Source organism: bacterium, from assembly GCA_021372615.1.
Taxonomy (GTDB): domain Bacteria; phylum Armatimonadota; class Zipacnadia; order Zipacnadales; family UBA11051; genus JAJFUB01.
The window spans coordinates 23,669-50,297 of sequence record JAJFUB010000011.1 but is presented as its reverse complement, the minus strand read 5'-3'; the positions used below and the strand labels follow the sequence as shown (position 1 = coordinate 50,297).

The following is a 26,629-nucleotide window of genomic DNA, read 5'->3' as shown; positions in this document are numbered from 1 at the left end:
ACGGCGAACGCCCCCGTAAAGACGCCGGTCTTTTCCTTCGCGAGATCCGTGCGCTCGAGGTCGCTCTTGCGGGCCGCGCTCTCGACGTAGGCGGCGACCGCCTTCGCCTGGGCCTTCGTGGTGATCTTCGCCACCAGCGGGTGCTCGGGCGCCAGCACCATGAAGGTCGCGCCCCACAGCGTGTCGGGCCGTGTCGTGAAGACGCGGATCGTGTCCGCGCGACCCTCCACCGCGAAGTCCACCTCGGCGCCCTCGCTGCGGCCGATCCAGTTGCGCTGCATGGCCTTGATGCCCTCGGGCCAGGCCAGCCCCTCCAGGTCATCCAGCAGCCGCTGCGCATACGCCGTGATGCGGAAGAACCACTGCGGCATCTGGCGCTTCTCAACCAGGCTCTCGCACCGCCAGCAGCGCCCGCCCACGACCTCCTCATTCGCCAGCACGGTGTTGTCCTTCGGGCACCAGTTCACCGGCGCGGTGTCCCGATAGGCCAGCCCCGCCTCATACAGCTTCAGGAAGATCCACTGCGTCCAGCGGTAGTACGCCGGGTCGGAGGAGTTGATCTCCCGATCCCAGTCATACGACAGGCCGATCAGCTCGAGCTGGCGCCGGTAGTTGGCGGCGTACTCGGGCACCATCTCGCGCGGGTTGCGCTGGCGCTTGAGGGCCTCATTCTCGGCCGGCTGGCCGAAGGCATCCCAGCCCATCGGGTGCAGCACGTTATACCCGCGCATGGCCTTGTAGCGCAGGAAGGCATCGGTGGGGGCGTAGTTCTTGAAGTGCCCCACAGACAGCCCGGCGCCGCTGGGATAGGGGAAGAACTCGAGCCCGTAGTACTTGGGGCGCTCCAGGTCGGGCTCGGCCTTGAACAGCTTCGCCTCGCGCCAGCGCTGTTGCCACTTGGGCTCGATGTCGGTGAAGTTGTACTGGTCGTTCATGGGCACGGTTGGCACGCCTTTCCGGGACTCAACAGAAACTGGTGCAATCTGCAGAGAACGCGATGCGTCTGCAGGTGTGCGAACTGCGCACAACGAAGTGCGCGCACATTCAGCCGGCAAACTGCAAGGAGGGTACTGACATGCGCAAGGGTTTCACACTCATTGAGCTACTGGTCGTCATCGCCATCATCGCGATCCTCGCCGCGATCCTCTTCCCGGTCTTTGCCAAGGCACGCGAGAAAGCGCGGCAGAGCAGTTGCCTGTCGAACGTCAAGCAGCTTGCTCTCGCGGCGCTGTCGTACGCGCAGGACTTCGACGAGGCCAATGTCATATACGGCAACCAGGGGTCTGAAGCCGGGATGTACTGGTATCAGTTCATTGCCCCCTACTGCAAGAACACCCAGGTCTTCATCTGCCCCAGCCGTAGCACGACCTACCCGGGCTACGGCTTCAGCACCTCCCACGGCACTGGCCTGAGCCTCGGCAGCATCTCATCCCCGTCTGAGCAACTCATGATGGCGGACAACTATAACATCTACCTGAACTGCTCGGGCGGCACCAATGGTCACGGTCAGGGCGTCTTCTACTCGCCCGGGTTGGTGCCGTGCCCGCACAATGACGGCATCAACTGCACCTTCTTTGACGGACACGCCAAGTGGCTCAAGCCCGACGGCGGCTATGACAGCGCGACGGGCAAGGTCGCCATCGCCGCCTGGCACTTCTGGCCCAACGGCGATGCCACCCACCCGAAGCCCTAGCGAGCGGGTACAGTAACTCCCGCCACGGTCGCTGCGGGCCGTGGCTGTCTTGGCGTGTGCCATCGTACACCATAGGCCGGAGGCGCCGCAAGGCGGGAGGCAGTGCGCCAAGGGCCGTCGCCGTCAGCCCGCGAAGCGGGCGATAGATAGTAGCCCCGGGCGGCAGCCCGTGGACCACGGCGCCCCCTCTCCCCTTGTGGCCAGAGCCCCGGAGGGGAGACACACACCGGTGCTCACGCGCATGCACGCCTCCTCCCCCACGCCGCCGGCAGGTGTCCCCTGTCTTCATGTGGAACTCTCCCTCTACTGCCGACGTTGGCTTACTTGGCTATGATCGCTCACGAACCAGCCTCCTCCAGTCCGCGGCTGCGGCGGCTGCATGCCGACATGGCGGCCATGCGCGAACTCGTTCGCGCCTCCGACTTCATCACCTGTGACGCCGAAGGCAACCCGCCCGACCGCTATCTTGTCACCTACACCTGTCGCGGGTTGGTCTGGGCGCCGGGGGCGGCCGAGCCCGGTCTGGCTGATCGCCACCAGGGCGAGTTCTACCTGCACCGCGACTACCCGCGGCGGCCGCCGCAGATCATCTGGCGCACCCTGATCTTTCACCCGAATATCCTGTCCGCCAGCGACGGGGGCGGCGTGTGCATCGGTGGCTGGACGCCCTCGGAGTCGCTGGCCGACCTCGTGTTGCGCGTCGGTGAGATGATCCAGTTCCGGTTGTACAACCCCGACGACGTGCTCAACCCGGAGGCGGCGGCGTGGGCCGAAGCCCATGCCTCGGCCCTGCCGGTGGATGACCGCCCGTTGGCCGTATATGTGGCATGACGTGCTCCAGGAAGCGAGGGATGGCTCATGTCCGGACGCCGATGGTCCCCAGGCGCGCGCCCGCTGCTGCCGGTGGTGGTGCTGTTGACGCTGCTGTGCGCCTGCCCCCTGGCCCACGCGGACTTCGCGCAGGCCGCCGACAAGATCCGCGATGCTGTCGTCACCGTGATGCTGGAGAAGCGCATGGGCACCGGCTTCATCGTCAACGGCGAGGGCTATGTGCTCACCAACAAGCACGTGCTGGATAAGGCCACCAAGGCCACGGTCAAGCTCGCCAACGGGGACGAGCTGCCGGCCGAGCTGGTGAAGGCCTCCGAGACGCGCGACCTGGTCGTGCTGCGCGTGGACCGCCCGCATCTGCCAAACGTGATCTTCGCCTCCTCCGCCAAGCTCAAGCAGGGAACGGAAGTCGCGGCCATCGGCGCGCCCTTCGGCCTGTCCGACACGCTGACCAAGGGCATCGTCTCCTCGGCCAGCCGCGACATTGACGGCCAGAAGTTCGTCCAGATAGACGCGGCGCTCAACCAGGGCAATTCCGGGGGCCCGATCATCAACGATCAGGGGCAGGTCGTCGGGGTGGCGACGCTGGTCGCCAAGAAGGCCGAGAACATGGGCTTCGCCATCCCTAGTGATGATGCGATGGCCTTTCTAGATGAGGCAAAGCTAACTTATTCGACACTCGATGCGCCGGCGGCGGCCGAAGCACCTGCCGAGGGCGCGACGCCTCCGCCAGCAGCGGCGGTACCCGAGGCCGGCGCGCCCGGGGCTCCCCCGGCTGCCTCGCCACCCGCACCCTCGTTCACGCTGCAGCCATGGATGTGGTTGGTGGCGGCAGCCGTGGTAGCCTTTCTGGTTGCGCTGATCACCTCGCTTGTGGTCGCTAAGTCGGTAGCACGTGGGGTCGTCGCCCCGGTCGCCTACATGGCACCGCCGCCATACTCGGCTCCCGGTTGGGGCGCCGCTCCGGTCCCGTCTGCGCCTTCTGCAGCGCCCGCGCCCGTCCCCCAGCCGCAGCCGAGACCGCAGGATGACCTTAGCGACATTGACATAGAGTTGCGCTGAGTACGGTACACATTTGTCACAGATTAGCGAGAAAGCCTATACAGGTCTACACAGGGAGGCAGACATGGGTAAGGTGAATGTGGTCATCATGGACACCACCGGCAGCAAGGAGCAGAAGGCCTCGCTGCCTGACGATGCGCCGGTGCGCCGGATCATCGCCAAGCTCGTGCAGATGATGGCCCTGCCCGTGACGGGCCCCGACGGTCAGCCGCTCAGCTACAAGTTCCACCACAAGGCCTCCGGCAAGCAGCTCACCGACGAGCAGACGCTGGCCGAAGCCGAAGTGAAGGATGGCGACGTCCTCCGCCTGCAGCCGGAGATCACTGCCGGCTGACAGCCCGCCGCTGCCATCCCTCCCCGAGGAGACCGCCTGTGCCCGAGCAACAGGACGAACTGCAGGTCGAGCTGGCTGAAGACCGCTATGATCGGCTGCGGCTGATCCCGTGGTGGGATCAGGAGCGCCTGCGCCAGGCGCGTGTGTTGGTCGTCGGGGCCGGAGCCCTCGGCAACGAGATCCTTAAGAACCTCGCCCTCCTCGGCGTCGGCCGTATCCTCATCGCCGATCTCGACACCATCGAGGACACGAACCTCACCCGCGCCATCCTCTTCCGCGCCGGTGACCGCGGCCGCCACAAGGCCGAGGTCGCCGCCGAGCGCGTCATGGAAGTCAACCCCGATGTCCGCGCCCAAGCGCTGGTGGGCGATATCAACTACGACCTCGGCCTCGGCGCCTTCCGCGAGATGGACCTGGTCTTCGGCGCGCTGGACAACCGCGAAGCGCGCGTCGCCATCAACGCGAACTGCTGGAAGCTCGGACGCCCGTGGATTGACGGGGCGATTGAGCTGATGCAGGGGGTCGCCCGGGTGTTCGTCCCCGGCGAGGAGGCTCCGTGCTACGAGTGCACCATGTCCGAGTTGGACTACAAGCTGCTCAGCCAGCGGCGCTCCTGCGCTCTGCTCTCGCGCGATGATGTGCTGCAGGGCAAGGTGCCCACGACTCCCACGATTGCCTCGATCATCGGCGGCATCCAGGTGCAAGAGGGCATCAAGCTCCTCCACGCCGACCGCAACCTGCCTGACCTCGCCGGGCGCGGTTTCTTCTTCAACGGTCTGACCCACGATTCATACCTCATCACCTATCAGCGCCGCGACGACTGCCCCGCACACGAACAGATGTACGATGTCGTCGACACTGACTACGGGGTCGGCGACGTGACTGGCCGTCAGATGCTCGACCTCGTCCGTGCCGAGGTGGGGCCGCACGCCCAGGTCGAGTTCGAGCGCGAGCTGTGCACCCGGCTGCACTGCCCCAAGTGTGACCATACCCGCGACTTCTTCCGCTCGTTGGGCAAGGTCACCATTGCCGAGGCGACGTGCCCGGACTGCGGCGAAGTCTGCGACCCGCTACTGACGCACAAGCTGGACGGCAGTGAGGACTACCTCGACCGCACCCTTGCTGAGCTGGGCTTGCCACCTTACGACATCATCACCGGCCGCGAGGGAATGACCATGAAGTACTACTTGCTGCGCGCCGACCGTGAGCTGGCGCTGGGGAGCATTGCCTGATGGACGATCCCGACGTCCTGGATACGGATGTACAACTTGAGGCTCAAGACTCTGACAAAGATGTGCAGCAGTCTAGCACCGGACCGGCCGTCTTCGTGCTCGAGACAGCCCTGGCTGATGTGAACAGCCACGCCGCCGAGGAGCCGGAGCATGAGATCGGCGGCATCCTCGTGGGCTCGGTGATAGATGGCCCGCGGCCAGTCGTGCTGGTCGAGGCCGCTATCCGTGGTCACGCCATGGCGCACTCTCGCGGTAGTGTCACCTTCACCCACGAGACCTGGAATGAGATCAACGCCGTCAAGGACAACGAGTACCCCGACCTGAAGATCGTAGGCTGGTACCACAGTCATCCCGGGTTCGGGCTGTTCCTCTCGGGGCATGACCTGTTCATCCACCAGAACTTCTTCAACACCCCCTGGCAGGTGGCGGTCGTGGCCGATCCACTCGCCAAGTCCTGGGGCTGCTTCACCTGGCACGGCCAGGAGCTGTCGCAGGAGCCTGACGTGCATACCGTGGCCGTCCAGTGGGCCGCAGCGGGCGCGCCGCAGAGCGCCTCGGCTGCGCCCGCGCCCCAGCCGGCACCGATCATCATCCCTGCGCCGGCGCCAGACGTGCCGACCCGCGGCATCACCTGGGCCCTGGGCCTCATCGGTCTCCTGCTGGCGCTTCTGATCGGCGTGTCCCTCGCCACCTACAACGACGTGCGGGTGCTCAAGGGACAGGTTGCTGGCCTCAACGAGCAGGTCAGCGGGATGTCGCATGAGTTGACCGCCATCCGCGACCGCGTCCTCGACCTGTCACAGGCCGAGCAGGGGCATGAGGCCTCCTCTCCTTCGCCTGCTCCGGAGGCGGCTCCACAGTCGGGGCCGTCCGGGCCTTCTCCCCCGCCGGCGGCGTCAGAGCCCCCACCAACTACCCCGGGAGCGCCGTCACCGTGAACGCCACGGATCCTCCCGGCGACGACGATCTGATGCTGGAGCTCTCCAGCGACCAGGAGACGTTGCGCGACTGGGATCCCTGGCATGATGAGAGCGTCCGCGTGGCGCTGCTGGGGGAGTCCCCGCCCTCGCCGCTCGCCGCCTTTGCGGCCGATACGCTCTATGACATGATCGGGCACGGCAGTGACTGTACCGACCGTGAGGTGGCCGGCGTTCTGCTGGGCGACTTCGTCCAGACGCCCCGCGGACCCATGACGCGGGTGGCGGACATCGTCATCGCCGACAGCAACGAGTCCAGCCTGACCCATGTGACCTTCACCCACGATGCCTGGGACCGCATCCATGCCGCCCTCGACAAGCGCGACGACGGCCTCTGCATCGTGGGGTGGTACCACACCCACCCCGGGTTTGGGCCCTTCCTGTCCGCCCACGACCGGTTCATCCACGAGAACTTCTTCTCCCACCCGCGTCATGTTGCGCTTGTATTGGATCCTGTCCAGCAACTGCTCGCAGTCTTCGCCTGGCGCGAGGGCACGCTCGAGCGCCTGCCGGGTTGCCTGCTATACGATGATGCGGAGCGGGCGGAGGAACTGACTGTGCTCCTTGCCGACATGAAGTACGCACCTGAACGGCGCGATCCAAGGAAGGGTCTGCTGTCCTGGTTCCGTCGTTAGTACAAGATAAAACGTTAAACATATACAAAGATGCCTCCTATGGTCCTGCGATGAGAGACGACCACGACGATGTGCTGGACATCAGCTTTGATGACGACGGCGGAGAGCGGCCGGCGTCCTCCGACAGTGTGCTGGAGATTGAGTTCGAGCCAAGTGGCCCGCTGTCCCCTCCTCCATCTGCAGGCATCCCGCCTGCCAAAGCGGACAAGCCGCAGAACGCACCACCATCGGACGACAACTCCGCGGGAGATCTGCCCATGCTCTCCTCGGGCGTCTGCCCGCGATGCGGCTATGCATTGCGTCCCTTGGAGACGCATTGCCCGCGCTGCGCGCGCCTCGGGACAGCTCCATTGCCGTCCACCGCTCCCGGTATGCCCTCACACGCTCCTGAGCCGCTCGAAGAGGAGCTTCCACCCGCCCGTTCTCACCGAGGTTGCTTCGTCGGTGGTCTGATCGGGTCGGTGTTGCTGCTGGCGCTTGCCGCGGCGATACCCATCGCCATCTACATGCAACCGGCGCAGCGCGCCAAGCGCGAATATCGGCTCGGTCTGCAGGCCCAGCTCCATGCGAGCTTCGATGACGCGCGCCAGCACTACCAGAAGGCGCTAGAACTCGACCCGGATATGGGTCTGGCCGCCTTCTCGATGGGTACGACCTACCTGAGCATTGGCGACCCGGCCCTCATGCAGTCAATCCAGGACCTGGTGACGCGTGCAGAGAACGGTCAGACGCGCGAACTGGACCTCGCCGACGAGTGGTTCCGCAAGACCATTGAGATCGGCCGGAGGCTGCCCCCCGGGAAGCAACTCATGGACCAGCGCATCCGCACCCCGGCTCGCCTGCGGGCGTTTGCGCACGCCAGTCTCGCCCTGACGGCGTATATCCGCGCCGCCGCCGCGATGCAGGCTGACGCACTCGAGAATGCTATGGCCTGGCTGCAAGTAGCCCAGAGCGAGGCGCAGGCTGCCGTTGTGGATGACCCCACGAATACCTCGGCCGACCAGATCCTCCGCACGGTCAGCCCGATGATTCCCCCCTCATCTGCCCAGAACTGAAGAACTCCTTGCATTCGCGCCATCTGAGCGCTATGCTGTGGGCATCTGCGCACCCTCCCCTGCCGGTGTTTCACGTGAAACAGTCCACCGAACAGGTCGGTCTGGCCCGCTATCTGACGGACCTACGGCAGCGCCTGGCGCTGTGCGTTGCTCCTGATCGCCTCGGCGCGCTCACCTCGCTCTTGTCCTGGCTGGCACCGGCTTCGCATCACATAGGACTCACCAAGTACGCCGACCCCCTCTCCCTGGCACAGAACCTGGTCGCTCCCGCCATCCAACTACTGTCGCCCTCACTGCGTCCCCACCTGAGCTCTCCTGCGCTCGATTTCGGCGCTGGATGCGGCGCTGTAGGCCTTTCACTGGGCTGCATGTGGCCAGAACTCGAAGTTGTGCTTGCGGACCGGCGACAGCGTGTGGTACAATTCCTGGATATCGCCATTCGGCGCCATGGTCTGAGCAACTGCACATCGTTGCTTGTGGACCTACACAGGCCGCCAGAGGCCATGCAGGGGCGATTCGGCACGGTTCTGATCCGTGCCTTTGGCCCGGCCGAGCCCTCCCTAGCCTCCTCTGCCGACTGGGCTAGACCTGGTGGCACAGTCGCGCTATGGCGTCAACCGGGCGCGTGTCCTACCCCCGACGGTTTGAATGCACTGCGGACGGACCGTACTGACGTACCGTCCCTGGTGCTGACCCTATACCAGCGTGTCTGACCCGGCGCCTTCGGCGCCGCGATCCAGGCCGTCGTGGGGAGGCCCCCGTATGCAGGATATCTACGCCATCATCAACCAGAAGGGTGGCGTCGGCAAGACCACGACGGCTGTCAACGTCGCGGCCTGGGCGGCCACCGACGGCAAGCGCGTCCTTCTAGTTGATGCCGACCCCCAGGGCAACGCCACCAGCGGACTCGGTGTGGATCGGCGTGCTCTCCAGCACTGTCTCTACGATGTCCTCACTTCGGATATCGGCGGAGGACAGCCCACGAGCCTCAAGGATGTCACGGTGGCGACGTGTGTGGAGGGTCTGGACGTCGTCCCGGCCACGATCAACCTCGCCGGAGCCGACATGACCCTCGCGAGCGCCATTGCTCGCGACACGCGCCTCAGGCACGCCCTGGAGCCCGTACGCGCCTCCTATGACATCATCATCATTGACACTGCTCCCTCTCTCGGCATCCTCACGGTGAACGCCCTCGCCGCCGCACAGAAGGCACTGATCCCCATCCAGTGTGAGTACTATGCCCTTGAGGGCCTCTCGCAGCTCATGAAGGTCATCAACCTGGTACAGACCCAGATCAACCCCGCCCTCCAGATCGCCGGCATGGTGCTCACGATGTACGACTCCCGCACCAACCTCTCGATGGAGGTGGCGGAGGACGTCCGCAGCACCTTCCGCGGGCGTGTGTACGAGACGGTGATCCCCCGCAATATCCGGCTAGCCGAGGCCCCGGGCCATCGTATGCCGGCGGTTCTCTACGATCCACACAGCGTCGGCGCCAAACGCTACTGGATGCTCTACAAGGAGGTCTTCGGCAATGCGTAGGAAAGGTCTCGGCAGGGGACTAAGTGATCTTCTCTCCGGGGATACGCTGGCGCAGAGCCGTGCCGTGATTGAGGTCGCCCTCGACGACATCGAGCCCAATCCGCTCCAACCGCGCCAGGCAATAGACGACAGTTCCCTCGAAGAACTGACGCTCTCCATTGAGACGCACGGGGTGCTACAGCCCGTCATCGTGCGCTCCGTGGGCGCTGGATACCAACTGGTGGCGGGTGAGCGCCGCTGGCGCGCCGCCCGACGTGCCGGCCTGCACACGATCCCTTGTCTGGTGCAGACCGCAGACGATGCCCAGGCGCTCGAGCTCGCCATGATCGAGAACCTGCAGCGTGACGACCTGAACGCCATTGATGCCGCCCGTGGCTATCGCATGCTGGTATCCGATTTCGGGCTCACACAGGACGACGTGGCCAAGAAGATCGGCAAGAGCCGTTCGGCTGTGGCCAACACGATGCGGATCCTCGAGCTACCACAGGAGGTGCAGGAGGACATCCGCGCGGGCACACTCTCAGAGGGCCACGGACGGGCCCTACTGCCGCTGGTGGGGCACGAAGGCTACGAGGAGATCGTGAAGGTCGTGCGCGAGGAGGGGCTCAGCGTCCGGGAGACCGAGCGCCTGGTGCGTGAGAAGATCTCGCCTGTGGAGGAGACTGCAGTGCGGCCTGCCGCGACGGCGGTTAAGGCAGACTCTGCAGACCAGCGCGATGTGGCGCGCGATCCTCATGTGGCTGCCGCCGAGCAGCGTCTCCGGACGGCGCTGGCCGCCAAAGTGGTCATCCGTCCCGGCGCGAAGCGTGGCGGCGTCATACACATCCGCTACTACGACCAGAATGACCTGGAGCGGCTCCTGACGACGCTGACCACGCCTGGGGAAGAAGTCTGACGGGGCCTACTCGACCGTAAAGCGGTCTCTAGCCAACGGCTCGACATCGCCAGAGGTCGTCGCAGTCACTTCGTAGGTACCACGGGGGAGCCCGTCCGCGGCCTGCATCCAGGCATGGGCCCACCCGCTCACTGAGGGGAGCACGACCTCGCGCCGTGCGGTCCGCAGTTCCGTCCTCCCGCTCCACCACCTGATGCAGACGGCCATCCCCGGCTCAGCCCCCTCGTACCTCACCACGTAGTACACGCGCACACGCGCCCCAACACGGCTCGTCGGCCGCATCGGCTCGCCCTTCGGACCTACCCCGAGCGCAATCCCGTGCTGTGGCAGTGCGAGAGCCGCTTCGGCGGGCGCCGCCTGCGCCAGTATCTGTGGGGCGTTGGCGGCTGCGACGAAGCTCGCCCGGAACCGCCGCCGTGTGGTCTTCAGCTCGAGCTCGTAGATCCCCGGTGCAAGCTTCCCCCTGGGTGCCCGTATGGTAACAGTTCCGCGCCCGGGACGAGTCGCGTCGGGACGGATGTCCTCCCGTCGGACTGCTCCCGTCCGCTTGCCGTCCACGCTGAGAGTTGCTGTAACGACACCACCGCCGGCGGTCTCAGCCAAGTTGTAGAAGGCGTACACCGCGGCAAGCCCGGCGGGGAGGACGTCGGGGGTGGCCGCCACTTCCTGGGGGGTGGGGGAGAACACGATCCCCTCTGGCGCCACGGGCGGCGGTGCAGCAACTGCTGCAGAAATCGCCAGTCGCGTCCTGGGGGCAGAGCGTGTCACCAGCCCTACACTCACCCCAAGCACCGCACCCACAGCCAGCACGAGCAGACCGACCTTGAGCGCCCTGCGCGTCACGGGGCCTCACCCCGCACCGGACGCACAACCTCGAAGCGCCGCGCCATGCTCTGCAATCCCTCCGCCAAGCTCACCGTGATCGCGTACGTGCCCGCTGGAGCGTCTGTTGGTATCGGCCATGCTCCGGGAAGGCGCTGCTCTGCTTCGGGTGCGAGCTCCCTCAGTGTTGTTTCATCAGGCAAACTTTGTTTTGAAACGTAGAGAGCGCCCCCCGGAGCGGCCACCGAGACGAGCATCTCCTTGCTCTGTGGGAGGACCAGGATGGTCGGACCCGGGTTGTGAATGACCAGTTCCCAGCCCAGCCTTTCGCCGGCCGCTCGTGCCTGCTGATTGAGCACCAACTCGCACGACACTCCCGCCCGCCCGGTCACCCACGTGACGCTCTCGTGCCGCAGGTACGGCACGCCGGACGGCGCCAGGGCCACGCGACCCGTGACGCTGATACGGCGTCCCAGAGCGGCGTATGGGGTGAGTACCGGGCCAGCCGGTTGCACTGTCGCGAGGCCTGTCCGTGTGAAGGTCGCCGCGATGGGCGCGGGGGTGCAGTAGATCGCGCCGTCGGCGCCGCCGAGGACCCAGTCGCCGCTGGCCACGGGGGGCCCCGGCCGCGTCGCGTAGCAGAAGGGATACGCGTCCCAACCGAGGTACTCGCCCGCCAGCGTGACGGTCCGATCGAGCCACTGTGCGGGACTGTTGAGGATGGTGGCGAGGGTCACTGGCATCGGCGCCGGGTCCCGGATGGTGACGCGGCGCGCGCCCGCATCCCACGTCGTCCGCAGGTCCAGAGCGCGTAGCGCGAGCAGGGGAAGATAGAGCAAGTTACCAAGGCGGCGCACATACCGCGCCTCGTCGGCGGTGGTCGGAGTCGGCCACGGGGGCGGCAGCTCGGGGAAGGTGAGGCTCTGGCTGTCGCGGGTGGCGATGAGCGCGCGCGGGGAGGGTTGCCACCGCACATGGTAGCCCAGGCGCTGCAGCACTTCACGCGCCGGCGCCCACACGCGGCCCTGCTGCACGAACGCCGGGGCGGGCAGCATGACCTGTGCGCCGCCCAGCATCAGGACCACGGCGAAGGCACCGGCGGGCAGCATTCCGAACCCTTTCAGGGCAGCGGCCGATTGATCTCCGAACGGCCGCCCATGTACGGCCGCAGGGCCTCAGGGACCACTACAGTGCCATTAGCCTGCTGGTAGTTCTCGAGCACCGCGGCCAGGCTCCGGCCGATGGCAAGCCCCGAGCCGTTCATCGTGTTGACGAAGACCGGCTTGCCATCGGGCTCCGGCCGGTAGCGCGTTTCGCAGCGCCGCGCCTGGAAGTCGCCGTACTGGCTGCACGACGAGATCTCCACCCACCGGCCCATGCCCGGCATCCAGACCTCCAGGTCGAAGGTCCGCGCCGAGCCAAAGCCCATGTCGCCGGTGCACAGGATGATGCGCCGGTACGCCAGGCCCAGCATCTCCAGAATCGTCTCCGCGTTGCGCGTGAGCTGCTCCAGTTCCTCGTCGGCTGTCTCCGGTGTCGTGAACTTCATCAGTTCGACTTTGTTGAACTGGTGCAGGCGGATCAGGCCGCGCGATTCGCGACCGGCTGCGCCGGCCTCGCTGCGGAAGCAGGGGGTATATGCCGTATAGCACCGCGGCAGGTCCGAGGCCTCGAGGATCTCGCCCTGGTGCATGTTCGTCAGCGGCACCTCGGCCGTGGGGATGAGATACGTGCCGACGGTGGTCTTGAACAGGTCCTCTTCGAACTTGGGTAGCGAGCCCGTGCCGATCAGCGACTGGGCGTTGGCCAGGAAGGGCGGCCCGATCTCAGTGTAGCCATGCTGGCGCGTGTGCGTGTCGAGCATCAGGTTCATCAGCGCGCGCTCGAGTTGCGCCGCGCCGCCGAGGTCGCAGGCAAAGCGCGCCCCGGCCATCTTCGCGGCGGTGGCGAAGTTGAGAATGCCCAGTCGCTCGCCGACTTCCCAGTGGGGGAGAGGGTCGAAGTCGAAGCTGGGCTTGGCGCCGTGCTCATGCAGGACGACATTGTCCTCTTCGCCGCCACCCACGGGAACGGTCGGGAGAGGGATGTTAGGTATCTCTAACATTCTTTGCTCGAAGAGCGCGTCCACCTCCGCCAACTCCGTCTCCATGGCCCCAATCCGCTCTTTGAGGTCGTTCACCTGTGCCCGCAAGTCGTCGGCCTGGCCGCCGCTCTTGAGCGTCTCCCCGATCTGCTTGGACAGGCGATTCCGCTCGGCCTTGAGCTGCTCGACGTCCAGCAGCTCCCGCCGGCGCTCGTCGAGGCGGATCAGTTCATCCACGTCAAAGTCGGAGCCGCGGTTACGGATGGCCTCACGCACGAGGTCAGGCGCTTCGCGGATGAGTTTGCGGTCCAGCATCAGACAACCTCCAGTTCGTCACGGGCGCGGCAATGGCACCCATTATGGCAGAGGCGGGGGAGAAAGGCAACCGGCGCGACGCGGCGCCAGTGGTTGCTCCTGTGTAGATTGGGCGAGGAAACATCTCAAGACGCGGCCCCGCGACAGCAGGGATCCAGGCCGGCGCGAACGAAGAACCTGTCGCGTCACCCAGCCCTGCGCCCAATGACCGCATGGGGGAATGCTGCAATGGCTTCTCTGGACGCCTCCTCACCGCTGGCTCTGGTCTTCACCGACATTGAGGGCTCCTCAGTGCTCTGGGAGGAGCACCAGGACGATTTCCTCTCCGCCTTTGAAGCACATAACGCCCTCCTTTGCGACGCGTGTCAGTCCATTGGGGGGCAGGTCATCCATCAGGAGGGGGATGCCTTCTTCTGCGTGTTCGCTCACCCGCAGGCGGCGCTGCGCTTCGCCCTGCAGTCGCAGGAGAGTCTGGCCTCGTACGACTGGTCGCAGCACCAGCTACCGGACTTGCGGGTGCGCCTGGGGCTGCACTATGGCCTGGCCCACGAGCATGGTGGGAACTACTTCGGGTCCGAGGTGAATCGCGCCTCGCGCATCTGCGCCGCCGGGCATGGCGGGCAGATACTCGCCTCCGAGGAACTGCTCGAGGCGTGCGGCGAACTCGGCGATGGGGTCCGCGTCACTGATCTCTCCCGCCACCGTCTGCGGGGGCTCAGTGAGCCGCAGCATCTCTTCCAGGTCACGCGGGCGCACTGGCCGCAGCAGGAGTGGCCGCTCCTGCGCACTCTCGACGACGTGCCAACCAATCTCCCGGCCCAGGTGACCAGCTTCGTGGGTCGCGAGGAGGACCTGGAGCGCCTGGCGGCCTTGCTCACCGACGCAGACCATCGCCTCATCACGCTCACGGGCCCCGGGGGCAGCGGCAAGTCACGCCTGGCGCAGCAGGCAGCCGCCCACGCCCTCGAACGCTTCCCAGACGGCGTCTTCTGGATCTCGCTCGCGGAGTTCACCACCGTGGAGGCTGTGCCCGCGGCCATCATGGAGGCCCTCAGGCTCCAGCCCCAGGCGGGGCAGTCGCCGGCGCAAGCCATCGCCGCGCACGCGCACGAGCGCCAGCTTCTCCTCGTGCTCGACAACTTCGAGCACCTCGTTGAGGCCGCCGACTTCCTGGCCGCCCTGCTGCGCCTCAGTGCCGAGGTGCGCCTGCTGGTGACCTCCCGGGAGGTGCTGCATCTGCGGGGCGAGCAGTTGCTCCACGTTCTCCCGCTGGGCCTCCCCGAGCCGCCGCTCAACATGCAGACTCTCTCGCAGTACGACAGCGTCCATCTCTTCCTGCACCGGGCCCGCGAGGTGTCGGAGGACTTCGCCATCACGGCGGACAACGCCGCGGCCATCGCGGAGATCTGCCTCCGGCTCGACGGCATCCCGCTGGCGCTAGAGCTGGCGGCGGCCTGGGTGCGGGTGTACCCGCCCCTGCGCATCCTGCAGCGGCTCGGGGGTCGCTCGCAGGTGCTCACGTCGCGCGTGCGTGGGGTGGCCGAACGCCAGCGGACGGTGGCCGATACCATTGACTGGTCCTACCGCCTGCTCAGCCCCGAGGAGCAGCGGACGCTGCGCCGGCTGTCGGTCTTCCAGGGCGGGTTCTTCCTGGAGGCGGCCGAGGCGGTCTGCGGCCCGGACGCAGTCGAGCATGTCATGACCCTGTACGACAAGTCCCTGCTGTACGCGAAGGAGGCGCTGGGCCAGCAGCGCTTCCACATGCTGGAGACGATCCGCGAGTTCGCCCAGGAGAAGCTGGTGGAGGCGGGGGAAGCGGACGAGACACGCCGGAGCCACTGGACGTACTATGCGGACTGGGCAGAGGGCTGTGGGCCTGACGGAATGCGCCAGCGGGACGGGGGCTACTGGACGCTCGTGGCCCTCAAAGCGCCCAATGTGGAGGCGGCAGTGCGGCAAGCAGCCCGGCAAGGGCACATGGCGGAAGCGGAGTCGCTGTTGGCCCTGCTGCAGGACGAGTTGGAGGTGACACCCAGCGCCGCCGAGCGGCTACTCCCTCTGCTCGACGAGGTATTGCGACAGGTCCCCGGCCATGAGGGCCAGAGGTGGCCCGCCATCGCCGCCTCTGTGAGGCTGGTATGTCTCTACCACGGCTGGCGATATGAGGAGGGCCTGAGCCGTGCGGAGGAGGCCTTCGCCCTCGCTGACGCCACCGGGGATGACCGCCTGCGCTACGCCTGCGCCTTCTGGGCTTCAGGACTGGCAACGCGCGTTGATCGCGCCGCCTGCCTCAGGTGGACGAGGGAGCTTGGCCGGTGGGTCCAGACCCCGCACGACCGGGGCAACCTGGCAGCCAGACTGTGGCGCGCCGGTGACGCCCAGGGCGCGCTGGCGCAAGCCGACCGCGCCGTGGCCGAGAGCCGCGACGCGGACGACCCCCGCAGCAGGTGCTTTGTCATCACACAGGCACTCACAGTGTACCTCGAGGTCGGGGAGTTCAGGCGAGGACGACGCCACGTCGCTGAGTTGGTGCAACTGGTCAAGGGCCCTCTGAGCGCCGACCCGGCAGTTGCCCAGTATGGCTGGCGGACGGCTATCCCCCTCGTGGCCCGCTGCGGAGACACAGCGGAGGCGGCCAGGCTGGCTCGCGACCACATGGCCGTCATTGCTGGGCTCAGGACGCTCGAACCCGGCCTGCGCACCAGCCAACTACTCACTTCGGTCCTCGTCTGCACCAGTGGCGGCCTGTGGAACCTGGCTGCTGAGCTGGCCGATCAGCACCTCGGCCCGTGGCCCATTGCCGACCTCCCAGACGGCCTGGCGCCCATGGCCGGGGCGAACATGGCCCGCATCTACGCTCGCGGCGGCGACCGTCAGCAGGCCATGGCAGCCATTGCTCCCCTCCTGCAGACGCAGCGCCAGTTCGACGAAGAGGGCGACATTGAGAATGGCGCATGGCTGTACTCCGTGGCGGAGGTGCTGCGGGTCTGCGGGAAGCTGGCGGAGGCGGTGCAGGTGACGCTGGTGGCGGTAAGGCTCCAGAGCCTGTGGCCGTTTAGGAAGCTGCTGTGCGAGGAACTGCTGGAACTCCTGGCCGCGGAGATGCCCGCCGACGCCTTCGCGCGGGCGAAGGCGGAGGGCGAGGCGATGACCGGGGCGCAGGCCTTCGCCCTGGGGCGGAAGACGCTGGGCGTATAGACAGAGCCACGCGCCTAGCGGCTCAGCGCGAACCAGATCCACGCGGCGTACAGCGGCCCGCCGAGGATCAGCACGTAGGGCGAGAGGCGGTGCTTGAGCCGCATCGCTGTCGTCACGATGGCCGCGGAGACCAGCGCGACGACGGCTGAGGCCAGCGCCTGCGGCTCCAGGCGCCATGGCGTCAGGGCCACGCCGATCATCACCGGGATGCAGCTTTGGAAGACCATCGCGCCGGTCACGTTCCCCAGGGCCAGCGTGTCCTTGCCCCGGCCTACCCAGATGATGCTGTTGAACTTCTCGGGCAGCTCCGTCGCAATCGGCGTGATGATCAGCGACAGCACCAGGGCGGAGATGCCGAAGTACTCCGAGATCCTCTCCAGGTTCTGCACGAAGAGGTGCGCGCCGAAGAAGATGGCCGAGAGCGACACGATGACCTGCAGCACCACGAAGCGCAGGCGCGGGACCTCGACCCACCGGGTCAGGTGCAGGGGGTTGAGCTGCTCGCCCTCCTCCGCGCAGTCGCGGCAGAAGTGCCGCCGCACGTAGACGACGTAGGCGATGAGCAGGCCGATGCCGCCCGCGACCTGCAGGGGCTTGCTCGGCACGAACGACAGGCCGATGGCGACGAGGTAGACGCCCAGGAAGTACGATATGTCCTGGCCGAGGGTATCGGTGTCCACGGCCAGGTTCAGGCCGCGGCGGCCGCGACGGTGGTAGACGATGGCGGCCAGACCCGTCATCATGAAGGCCAGGGTGCTGAGCATGAACGGCGCGCCCAGGATGGCGCCGATGCCGATCTCCTCCGCCTTGGCTCCCCGCACGAAGACCAGGGCGACGATGGGCACCAGGGTCTCGGGCAGGGCGGTGCCGACGGCGGCGAGGACACTGCCGACGGCGCCGGTGGACAGGTTCAGCTTGCTGCCGACCCACTCAATGCCGTTGGTGAACAGCTCGCATCCGGCCAGAATGATCCCCAGGGCGACGAGAGCGAGAGCGGCGGGTCCGACGATCTCCATGGAAACGATGCTTCCTTATCCCTTGACGACGGCCAGCGGCCGGAGCCGGGCCACCTTGTGCGACAACCCCGCCTGGTGGCACACGGCCACGACGCGGTCCACGTCCTTGTAGGCATCCGGGGCCTCTTCGGCGAGCGTGTCGCGACCCGAGGCGCGGACGACGATGCCCTGCGCTTCGAGTTCGCGCCGCACCTGCCCGCTGGGGTGCTTGCGGATGGCGGCGCTGCGGCTGAGCACGCGCCCGGCCCCGTGGCAGGTCGAGCCCCACGTCTGCTCTAGCGCCTCAACGGTGCCGACCAGCAGGTACGAGGCCGACCCCATGTCGCCGGGCACCAGCACCGGCTGACCGGTCTCGCGGAAGACGGCAGGCAACTCGGGGCGGCCGGCGGGGAAGGCGCGCGTGGCGCCTTTGCGGTGCACGCACAGCCGGCGCGACACGCCGCCGCTGTGGTGCTCCTCCAGCTTGGCGATGTTGTGGGCCACGTCCCAGACGAGGTCCAGCCCCAGTTTCTGCCACCCGCGTCCCAGCACCTGCTCGAACGCCTCCCGCACATAGTACATGATGGCCTGGCGGTTGGCCCAGGCGTAGTTCGCGGCCGCGGCCATGCCCGCCAGGTAGTGCTGGCCCTCGGGCGAGCCGACCGGCGCGCAGGCGAGCTGCTTGTCGGGCAGGCTGATGCCATACCGGCGAGCCGCCGCCGTCATCACGTCCAGCGCGTCTTCGCAGACCTGGTGGCCCAGCCCGCGCGACCCGCAGTGGATCATGACGGTGACTTGCCCGACCTCGTCCACGCCGAACGCGCGCGCCAGGCGCTCGTCGTAGATGTCGTCCACCGCCTGGATCTCCAGGAAGTGGTTGCCGCCGCCGAGGGTGGCCAGCTGCGGGGCGCCCCGCTCAGTGGCGCGCTTGCTCAGGGCGTCCGGATCGGCAGCCGGCAGCCGGCCCCGGTCCTCGGTATGCTCGAGGTCTTCCGCGACGCCGTAGCCCTGCTTGACGACCCACGAGGGGCCCTGCACCAGCACCTCGGCCAGTTGCGCGCCGCTCAGGCGCAGGGGGCCCTTCTCACCGGCGCCGGCGGGGATGGTGGCATTGATGGCCGAGGCGAGCTTGTCCAGGCGCGGCCGCACCTCAGCCACGTTCAGGTCGCTGCGCAGGAGCCGCACGCCGCAGTTGATGTCGTAGCCCACGCCGCCGGGTGAGACAATGCCCTCCTCAACGTCGAACGCCGCGACGCCGCCGATGGGGAAGCCGTAGCCGTAGTGGCAGTCAGGCATGGCCAGCGACGGGCCGACGATCCCCGGCAGGCACGCGACGCTGGCCACCTGCGCCAGGGCCGCGTCGTGCCGCAGGTCCTTGAACAGCTCTTCGTCGGCATACACGATGCCGTCCGCCCGCATGTCGCCGCTGCGGGGCAAGCGGAAGCGGCAGGCGTCCAGTTGCTCGATCTGTCCGGTGTACTGCATGGCCATGGCCCATCCGCTCCTTCCCCGGCGGCGAGGTGCTACTGCAGATATGGCTGCGCCCGCATCACGCGGCAGGCGTAGCACAGGTCGGTCAGGTCGTCATGCCGGCAGCCACACTCCGGGCACTGCCGGTAGCCCCGCTGGCGCTTCCACTCCTCCAGTCGCCACCAGCGTTCGGCGGACCGGATGAAGGCCTCGCGGAGCGGCCCTGCCTCGACGGCGGCGGCCCGCTGTTGGATGGCCGCCAGCTCCTCGGGGGGCACGGGCACCTGTGCCAGCTCGGCCTCGTCGGGGCCGTCAGGCTCCAGGGCCACCTGCGCTCGCACTGTTGCCCGCTGCTCGCGGGGGCCGACGCTGGACGGCCGCAGGCTCGTGACATAGCGCCCGCCGAGGCGCTCGTTCAGCCGTGTCGTGATCGTCTCCTGGTCCGCCTGGAGCTGTTGGGCCACCGCCGGGCTGTCGCAGAAGACGCGCAGCTCCTTCTTCTTCAGGGCGATGACGCAACTGCGCCGGGCGTACCAGGGGCCGACGATCTGCGGCCAGATCTCGGCGGCCACGGCGCTCTTGCCGCGCTCGAGGTGCCCGCCCTCGGCCAGCACCTCATTGAGGGCCGAGCCCAGCGGCGACAGCTTCGCGGTGCGCATGTTCATCGGGTGGCGAGGCATGTGGTCAGTATAGCCCGCGGCAGGGCCGTCGGTAAAGGTCGCGCGGCTCCGACGGGAATGCGCAGTGCCGGTTTTCCGTCCTTATTGTGTTGCCCTCGGTCTGACATTGCGGTAATATGGAGACAATCGGTAAGCACGTACCAGATCGGTCTGTCGTTCAGGCTACCCGCCAGGGCATCGGCGGGCTTCACCTGTCGCCGTAGCCGCAAGTGGACGCGCCGGGAAGCATGGTCCGGCATTCTCTCGACTCGTCTCTACGGAGGTGTTTGCCGTGCGTGCGTATGCCCTTGCCGCAATCGTCTTGCTCCTCATTGTCGCTCTGATCCCCCCCGTGTGTGCCAACATGACCTACAGCAGTATCGCCGGCGTCATCAGGAACGAGGCCGGCGCCGCCAGTCCGGGCGTGGAGGTCAGCCTCTACCAGGCGGGAGTGCTCAAGCGGACCGGTGTCACGGAGGCGGACGGGGTCTACACCTTCAGTGAACTCCTGCCCGGTACGTACGTCGTCGTGCCCCGGGCCGCCGGGTTCGGTTTCGATCCGGCGCACCGCGTCGTTACCGTGCCCCCGGAGTGCACGACCGCCAACTTCACTGCCCTCGCACGTACGCACTACATCTCGGGTGTCGTCAAGAACACGGAGGGCGCGCCACTGCTCGGCGTGACCATGAACCTCTATCAGTGCGGAGTGTTCAAGCGATCAACCGCCACCAATGGCGCGGGGGCCTACGCCTTCCTCGAACTCACGGCCGGTACGTACTCCGTCCAGCCCGCGGGCGCCGGGTTGGCGTTCGATCCCGCCACCCGCTCCATCACTGTCCCACCCGACTGCGACACTGCGGACTTCACCGTCAACACTCACCCGTCCACCGTCTCGGGCGTGATCCGGCTCGGCGATGCGGCACTGCCCGACGTCACGGTCAACCTCTACCAGGGCGGGGCCCTCAAGCAGACCGCGCTCACCGATGGTACGGGGCGCTACACCTTCAGCGAGCTAGCCCCCGGCACGTACGTGGTGGTGCCCACGGGCACCGGGCTGAGCTTCGATCCCGCCTGCCGTTCCGTCACTGTGCCCCCCAGCACGACCACGGCGGACTTCACCGCAGCGCCGCAGACCTACACGATCTCGGGGCTGATAGTGAAGCCTAACCTCACCCCCCCGCCCGATCTCACGCCCTTGCCCGGCATCGGCGTCAGTCTCTACCAGGCCGGGGTGCTCAAGCAGACCGCGCTCACCGATGGTACGGGGCGCTACACCTTCAGCGGACTCACCGCCGGCGCCTACCTGGTTCTGCCCACGACCAGCGGGTACACCTTCGATCCCGCGTCCCGGGCTGTTACCGTCGGGCCCAGCACGACCAAGGCCCACTTCGCCGCCACCCCGCTGCCCTCCACGATCTCAGGGGTCATCAAGTCCGTCGGCGGGACGACACGGCCCGGCCTCACGGTCAATCTCTACCAGGCCGGGGTGCTCAAGCAGACCGCCCTCACCGATGCTGAAGGCCGCTACACCTTCAGCGAAGTTGTGGCCGGTACGTATGTGGTGAAGCCTGCCTATGTCGGGCTGATCTTCGATCCCGCCCACCGCGTCATCACCGTGCCGCCCAGCACGAGCACGGCCAACTTCACCGCCGTGGCCATCGCGTACTCGATCTCGGGCACCATCAAGACGGCTTCCGGGACGGCCCTGGCCGGGGTGACGGTTGCGCTCTACCAGGGCGACATCCAGAAGGCCACGACTACCACCAACGCCGAGGGGCGCTACTGCTTCGCGGATCTGGTCGCCAGCACGTACTCCGTCCGGCCGCTCGGCGAGTTGCTGACCTTCGATCCCGCCAACCGCACCATCGCTCTGCCGCCCTCGACGTCCACTGCCAACTTCGTTGCCGGTTACCTGATCTGCGGCACCGTGAAGACCGCCGAGGGCGTCGGGATCGCCGGCGTCAGCGTCGGCCTGTATAAGGATGGCAGCCTGGTCGCCTCTCGCACCACCTCCAGTAACGGGCGCTACTACTTCCTGAACCTGGATGCGGGCGCGTACAGTGTCGCGCCCCTCATGGCCGGGGTCATCTTCGATCCGGCCGTCAGGGCGGTCGTCCTCCCGCCGAGTGCCACGGGTGTGGATTTCGTGGGCATCGGGTCTGTGTACACGATCTCCGGGCAGGTGACGACCCACGCGGGGGCGGCGGTCGCTGAAGTCACCGTCCGCCTGTACCGGGCCGGCACGCTCGTGGGCGCCACTGCGACCAACAACGAGGGCCGCTACACCTTCGCCCACCTGGAGGCCGGCACGTATGTGGTCATACCGTCGCGGACCCACATGACGTTCAACCCGACGCGTCTGGTCGTGACCCTCCCGCCCGGCACGACCACCGCGGACTTCACGGGCGCCACTACCGAGTAGAGCGCTGGACTGAAGCGAAAAGACGGAGCCGGTGTGCCGGCTCCGTCTTTGTTCTTCTCCTGTCCGAACTGGCGGTTCACTCACCCCGACTGAGGGCCTTCCCCCCGCCGATATCGTAGAAGACCGCCTCCGGGTGTTCCGCCAACACCGGGTCCAGCTTCGCCGTCGTCACGATCAGGCCGTCAAGAGTGTTGGCCAGGTCGAGCACGGCCCGGGCCCGGGCGGGGTCCAGCTCTGAGAGGCAATCATCCAGCAGCAGCAGGGGCGGCTCATCGCTCCACTCCTGAGCCACGCGCGCTTGTCCCAGCTTCAGGCTCAGCGCCGCCGTCCGCTGCTGGCCCTGCGAGCCGAACTGCCGCACCGGCACGTCGTTGATCGCCACGTGCAGCTCGTCGCGGTGCGGCCCGGCCAGCGTCGTGCCTCGCCGCACCTCCAGATCCCCCAGCTCCTCCAGCCGCGCCCGGAACACTTCTGCCGCGGCGTCCTCCTCGCCGCAGTCCGCCAACTCGCCCACGTAGCTCAGCGCCAACTCCTCCTCACCGGCGATGCGACGGTGCACCTCCCGCGCCTGCACATCCAGCGCGCCGATGAAGCGCCGCCGCGTCACGGCCACAGCCGCCCCCGAGCGCACGAGCTGCTCCGTCCACGCCTGCGCTTCAGCCGGCGGTCGAGCGCCATGTCCCAGCGTCTTGAGTAGCTCGTTCCGCTGCCGCAGGGCCCGCTTGTAGCGGCTCAGGTCGTCCAGGTAGCGCGGCTGAAGCTGCGCGATGGCCGTGTTCAGGAAACGCCGTCGCAGGCCCGGACCGCCCTTGATGATGGCCAGGTCATCCGGGGTGAACATGACGACGGTAGCGCGCCCGATGAAGTCGCGCGGTCCGCTGACGGCCTCGCCCTCGACCTCCAGCCGCCGCCCCAGGGCGCCGACGCCGGCGGAGGCGTCCAGCCCAACGGCGAGCCGCAGAGCCCGCCCATCGTGCGTCACGAAGCCGCCCTCGATGCGGCAGATGTTGGCCCCCCACTGCACCAGTTCGGCGTCACTGTTCGTGCGGGGGGATTTGGTCGTCGCGAGGACGTGGATCGCTTCGAGCAGGCTCGTCTTGCCGGCCGCGTTCGGCCCGATGAAGGCGCTGAGGCCGCGCTGCAGTTCAAGCTGAAGCTGCTCGTATACGCGGAAGTTGGTGAGGGTCAGGCGCGTGAGGTGCATGGGTATGCGAGTTGGGGTGGGACGCTAGGCATTGGGCCTCAGGGAGCGCAAACAACAGGAACGGCCTCATCCGAAGCCGTTCCCAGTCCCCAGTCCTCAATCCCCAGTCCCTGCCTCTACATGATCTGCATCGGCATCAGGACGTACAGGTAGCTATCGTCGCCGACGGGCTTGAGCGCGCCGCTGTTGAGCGGACCGGACAGCTCCAACGCGACCTCATCGGTGTCTATCACCTCGAGCATGTCCAGCATGTAACGGGCGTTGAAGGCGATCTCGATATCCTCGCCCTCTAGCTTGATGGACACGACTTCCTCGACTTCCCCGCGGTCCGGCGCCTCGGCCGTGATGCGCAGGGAACCGTCGTCAGTGCGCAGCACTACGCGGTTGTTGTCGTCCTTGGCGATGATGACCGAACGCGCCAGCGCTTCGGCCAGCTCCTGCCGCTCGCAGATGACGCGCCGCTGGAAGCCGCTAGGCACGACCTTGCCATAGTTCACAAACTGGCCCTCGATCAGGCGAGTGGCCAGCGTAAGGGCCGGCAGTGCGAACTCGGCCTGGCTCTCCGAGATCGCCACGGAGATGGGATCGTCACTGTGGCTGACGATCTTGAGCACTTCAGAGAGCGCCTGTCGCGACAGGATGACCGAGCGGCTCTCGGGGAGTTCAATCGGGGCCTCAAACGTCTGCAGGGCCAGCCGATACGTGTCTGTAGCGACGACCTCGATCTGACCAGTGCTCAACCGGAACAGGGCGCCGGTGAGGATGGGGCGGCTCTCGTCACGCGAAGTAGCGAAGACGGTGCGCTGCAGGAGTTTGCGGAGGCCCGACTGCGGGACCTCAAAGCGGAAGGCGTCACCCGCGGGGGGGAGGGTCGCAAAGTCGCTGGCGGGCTTACCCGGCAGGTCGAACACCGCGCGGCCGCAGGTGATGTTTAGGCCGTAGTTCTCCTTGGCTGTCAGGCGCACGTCGGCATTGGGCAGGCGCGCCATGATCTCGCCCAGCTTGTCGGAGGGGACAGTCGTCGCGCCCTCTTCGACGACATCCACGGGGAGCACACCCTCGATGTTCAGATACTCCAGGTCGCTGGCCGCCAACCGCAGTTTCTGGTCCTTGGCCTCCAGCAGCACGTTGCTCTGAATCGGCTGTGTGCTGCGCCCGGACACGCCTCGCGCCACGATGCTGACCATCTCAGCAAGATCATGCTGGGGACATGACACCTTGAGCATGCGTCCGAAACCTCCCTGCAGGTTCTACTTGGAATGGGCTGCCCCAAAAGGTCCGCCAACCCCACATCGCACGATTTTACATGCGTGAGGGCTGCGGTGTCAAAGCGTAGTTTTGTACAGCCCTAGAGGAAAGCCTTTTACATACATATGTAGTAGTATTAGTAGTAGTTCTGTTGAAAATGTTGAGATTGGCCTTCAGCCGCTGAGGCTCTTGGGCTGGTGCTGTGGAGGGGAAAGGAGGTAACCTGCACCCGCTCTGCACACTCTCCACCATGGTGGCCCTGTGGCCGTGTTATCCAAGATTGCCCTTCGGCCACTCTAGACCGTTTCCACAGGGCCTGGTGGAGTGCTACTACGCCGGCGCGCGGCTGGACTGCGCGCCCTAGTGGTCGCGCAAGGCGGCCTTCAGGTCGTTCATCTCCCACAGGACCTTCTCATCCTCGACGACCATGTCGCTGACCTTGTTGTAGGCGTACAGGATCGTGGAATGGTCGCGCCCGCCGAAGAAGTTGCCGATGTCGCTAAGGGAGTGGTCGGTCAACTCCCGGGCCAGATAGACGGCGACCTGCCGCGGCCAGGCGATGTCCTTGCTGCGCTTGGGGCCCGTGAGGTCGCTTACGGGGCACTCGAACCGCTCGCTCACGTAGGACGCGATCTCGTTGAGGCTGATGCGCCGCTCCGAGGCCGAGGAGGAGTAGTCGGCCACCATCTCGTCCACCATCGACAGCGTCAGCTCGCCCCCGTGCAGCGAGGAGTACGCACAGAGCTTCAGCAGCGCGCCCTCGAGCACCCGGATGTTGGACTCGATCTTCTTGGCGAGGTATTCCAGCATGTCCCGCGGGATGTAGACCTGCTCGGCGGCCGCCTTCTTCTCCAGGATCGCGACGCGGGTCTCGACATCCGGGCAGCGCAGGTCCGCCAGGATGCCCATCTCCAGCCGGCTGCGGAGCCGGTCGTTCATGATCTGCAGTTGGCGCGGCGGCGCGTCGGAGGCGATGACGACCTGCCGGTCGTTCATGCACAGCGTGTTGAAAGTGTGGAAAAACTCCTCTTCCGAGGCCGGCCCCTCGATGGCGGCGATGAACTGGATGTCATCCACCAGCCACACATCCACATAGCGATACCGCCGGCGGAACTCGGCCGTGCGGTTGTCTCGGATGGCCGAGATGAGCTGATTGACGAAGTCCTCGGCCGAGACGTACACCACCTGCATGTTGGGGTGCTGCTCGCGGATGCCGTGCCCGATGGCCTGCATCAGGTGGGTCTTGCCCAGACCCGCCTTGCTGTGGATAAACAGGGGATTATAGCACCGCCCGGGGTTGCGGCAGATCTGCAGGGCCGCCGCATGCGCGAAGCGGTTGCAGTCTGCCACCACGAAGCTATCGAAGGTATAGCGTGGGTTGAGCGGTCCGGTATCGAACACTTCCTGCACGGGCAGAGGGGGCGGGGGCGCGTAGACCACGGGGCGCTCCATCGTCTCCAGCGTCGTCTCGACCACGCGCATGCGCAAGTCCACCGGCTCCTTGAGCACTTCCTGCAAGCAGGCCGTGATCAGCGGCCGGTGGCGCTCCTCGAGCATGCGGCGGATGAAGTCGTTGGGCACAGAGAGGGTGAAGGCCGCTCCGTCGTACTCCAGCGGGGCAGCACTGCGCAGCACGGCATCGAAGGTGGCCTGGCCGATGCGGTCCTTCAGCATCGGCAACACGTGCGACCAGATCTCTTCGCCGGTCATGACCATCTCAGACATGCCCCAGCCTCCCTGTTGGTTCCTGCGAAGTGCACAGCGGCCGCGAAACACCGGTGACCCTCAGGTGCCGACCCCGCCAACGGATGCCCCCGGACGGGCGGCGACCGCTGACGAAACCAGCACATCGGTGACCCGATGCACCCGTGCGACGATGGTGCGGGCAGAGGCAGGCTGAACGGTGGTGTGGTTGACTTCCGGTGGCGCGGCTAGATCAGAGCAATGATGGAAGCCG

23 protein-coding genes are annotated in these 26,629 nt (G+C 66.8%); 13 read left to right on the top strand and 10 right to left on the bottom strand.

All coding sequences use genetic code 11. The features are described 5' to 3' along the window. Positions 1-935: class I tRNA ligase family protein (locus LLH23_00990; GenBank protein ID MCE5237052.1), on the bottom strand; the 935-nt coding region annotated here is incomplete at its 3' end. A 140-nt stretch (positions 936-1,075) separates the two neighbouring features. Here LLH23_00990 and LLH23_00985 point away from each other — a divergent pair. From LLH23_00985 to LLH23_00935, 11 genes are all read left to right on the top strand, one after another. Next, positions 1,076-1,693 carry a DUF1559 domain-containing protein gene (locus tag LLH23_00985; protein ID MCE5237051.1) on the top strand — a complete coding sequence of 206 codons (618 nt, stop codon included), beginning with the start codon at positions 1,076-1,078 and terminating at the stop codon, positions 1,691-1,693. A 396-nt stretch (positions 1,694-2,089) separates the two neighbouring features. Further along, a complete protein-coding gene (locus LLH23_00980) occupies positions 2,090-2,524 on the top strand; it encodes a hypothetical protein (GenBank protein MCE5237050.1) in 435 nt (144 codons plus the stop codon). Between the two features lie 27 nt (positions 2,525-2,551). Further along, positions 2,552-3,586, top strand: a complete 1,035-nt coding sequence (locus LLH23_00975; GenBank protein MCE5237049.1) for a S1C family serine protease — start codon at positions 2,552-2,554, stop codon at positions 3,584-3,586. Positions 3,587-3,650: 64 nt separating this feature from the next. Continuing rightward, entirely contained in the window at positions 3,651-3,920 is a 270-nt protein-coding gene (locus LLH23_00970; GenBank protein MCE5237048.1) for an EsaB/YukD family protein, read from the top strand. Positions 3,921-3,958: 38 nt separating this feature from the next. Next, positions 3,959-5,152 (top strand): ThiF family adenylyltransferase, encoded by a 1,194-nt coding sequence (locus LLH23_00965; GenBank protein MCE5237047.1) that lies wholly within the window; start codon positions 3,959-3,961, stop codon positions 5,150-5,152. A 62-nt stretch (positions 5,153-5,214) separates the two neighbouring features. Further along, positions 5,215-6,090 carry a Mov34/MPN/PAD-1 family protein gene (locus tag LLH23_00960; protein MCE5237046.1) on the top strand — a complete coding sequence of 292 codons (876 nt, stop codon included), beginning with the start codon at positions 5,215-5,217 and terminating at the stop codon, positions 6,088-6,090. Then, positions 6,087-6,764: a Mov34/MPN/PAD-1 family protein gene (locus LLH23_00955; protein ID MCE5237045.1), complete on the top strand. Its 678-nt coding sequence runs from the start codon at positions 6,087-6,089 to the stop codon at positions 6,762-6,764. Before LLH23_00960 ends, LLH23_00955 begins: the two co-directional genes overlap by 4 nt. 50 nt (positions 6,765-6,814) lie before the next feature. Continuing rightward, the gene (locus tag LLH23_00950; protein ID MCE5237044.1) at positions 6,815-7,819 is read left to right on the top strand and encodes a hypothetical protein; all 1,005 of its coding nucleotides are present in this window, start codon (positions 6,815-6,817) and stop codon (positions 7,817-7,819) included. Between the two features lie 32 nt (positions 7,820-7,851). Further along, positions 7,852-8,532 carry a class I SAM-dependent methyltransferase gene (locus LLH23_00945; protein MCE5237043.1) on the top strand — a complete coding sequence of 227 codons (681 nt, stop codon included), beginning with the start codon at positions 7,852-7,854 and terminating at the stop codon, positions 8,530-8,532. Positions 8,533-8,581: 49 nt separating this feature from the next. After that, positions 8,582-9,361, top strand: a complete 780-nt coding sequence (locus LLH23_00940; protein ID MCE5237042.1) for an AAA family ATPase — start codon at positions 8,582-8,584, stop codon at positions 9,359-9,361. Continuing rightward, the gene (locus LLH23_00935) at positions 9,354-10,256 is read left to right on the top strand and encodes a ParB/RepB/Spo0J family partition protein (GenBank protein ID MCE5237041.1); all 903 of its coding nucleotides are present in this window, start codon (positions 9,354-9,356) and stop codon (positions 10,254-10,256) included. The genes LLH23_00940 and LLH23_00935 overlap by 8 nt, the downstream gene beginning before the upstream one ends. A 6-nt stretch (positions 10,257-10,262) precedes the next feature. Here the strand turns inward: LLH23_00935 and LLH23_00930 are convergent, their stop codons facing one another. The 3 genes from LLH23_00930 to serS form a co-directional block, all read right to left on the bottom strand. Further along, on the bottom strand, positions 10,263-10,943 hold the full coding sequence (locus LLH23_00930; protein ID MCE5237040.1) for a hypothetical protein: 681 nt from the start codon (positions 10,941-10,943) through the stop codon (positions 10,263-10,265). A gap of 152 nt (positions 10,944-11,095) precedes the next feature. Continuing rightward, on the bottom strand, positions 11,096-12,187 hold the full coding sequence (locus tag LLH23_00925; GenBank protein MCE5237039.1) for a hypothetical protein: 1,092 nt from the start codon (positions 12,185-12,187) through the stop codon (positions 11,096-11,098). 11 nt (positions 12,188-12,198) lie between these two features. Next, positions 12,199-13,476 carry a serine--tRNA ligase gene (gene serS / locus LLH23_00920; GenBank protein ID MCE5237038.1) on the bottom strand — a complete coding sequence of 426 codons (1,278 nt, stop codon included), beginning with the start codon at positions 13,474-13,476 and terminating at the stop codon, positions 12,199-12,201. Positions 13,477-13,704: 228 nt separating this feature from the next. Between serS and LLH23_00915 the strand changes: the two genes are divergently transcribed. Continuing rightward, positions 13,705-16,674, top strand: coding sequence for an adenylate/guanylate cyclase domain-containing protein (locus tag LLH23_00915; protein MCE5237037.1), 2,970 nt, complete (start codon positions 13,705-13,707; stop codon positions 16,672-16,674). Between the two features lie 14 nt (positions 16,675-16,688). Here the strand turns inward: LLH23_00915 and LLH23_00910 are convergent, their stop codons facing one another. The 3 genes from LLH23_00910 to LLH23_00900 are packed head-to-tail and all read right to left on the bottom strand — an operon-like array spanning position 16,689 to position 19,819. Next, positions 16,689-17,690: a sodium:calcium antiporter gene (locus tag LLH23_00910; protein MCE5237036.1), complete on the bottom strand. Its 1,002-nt coding sequence runs from the start codon at positions 17,688-17,690 to the stop codon at positions 16,689-16,691. 15 nt (positions 17,691-17,705) lie between these two features. Further along, the gene (locus LLH23_00905) at positions 17,706-19,160 is read right to left on the bottom strand and encodes an RtcB family protein (GenBank protein MCE5237035.1); all 1,455 of its coding nucleotides are present in this window, start codon (positions 19,158-19,160) and stop codon (positions 17,706-17,708) included. A gap of 32 nt (positions 19,161-19,192) precedes the next feature. Further along, positions 19,193-19,819: a DUF721 domain-containing protein gene (locus tag LLH23_00900; protein MCE5237034.1), complete on the bottom strand. Its 627-nt coding sequence runs from the start codon at positions 19,817-19,819 to the stop codon at positions 19,193-19,195. 343 nt (positions 19,820-20,162) lie between these two features. Here LLH23_00900 and LLH23_00895 point away from each other — a divergent pair, with 343 nt between their 5' ends. After that, positions 20,163-22,220: a carboxypeptidase regulatory-like domain-containing protein gene (locus LLH23_00895; protein ID MCE5237033.1), complete on the top strand. Its 2,058-nt coding sequence runs from the start codon at positions 20,163-20,165 to the stop codon at positions 22,218-22,220. Positions 22,221-22,296: 76 nt separating this feature from the next. On the opposite strand, the gene recF is transcribed toward LLH23_00895, so the two are convergent. The 3 genes from recF to dnaA all read right to left on the bottom strand — a co-directional run bounded on the left by recF (position 22,297) and on the right by dnaA (position 26,397). Beyond that, positions 22,297-23,424 (bottom strand): DNA replication/repair protein RecF, encoded by a 1,128-nt coding sequence (recF, locus tag LLH23_00890; GenBank protein MCE5237032.1) that lies wholly within the window; start codon positions 23,422-23,424, stop codon positions 22,297-22,299. Positions 23,425-23,540: 116 nt separating this feature from the next. Next, entirely contained in the window at positions 23,541-24,650 is a 1,110-nt protein-coding gene (dnaN, locus tag LLH23_00885; protein MCE5237031.1) for a DNA polymerase III subunit beta, read from the bottom strand. A gap of 382 nt (positions 24,651-25,032) precedes the next feature. After that, complete coding sequence (gene dnaA / locus LLH23_00880) at positions 25,033-26,397, bottom strand: chromosomal replication initiator protein DnaA (GenBank protein MCE5237030.1); 1,365 nt, start codon at positions 26,395-26,397, stop codon at positions 25,033-25,035. Between the last annotated feature and the right edge of the window lie 232 nt (positions 26,398-26,629).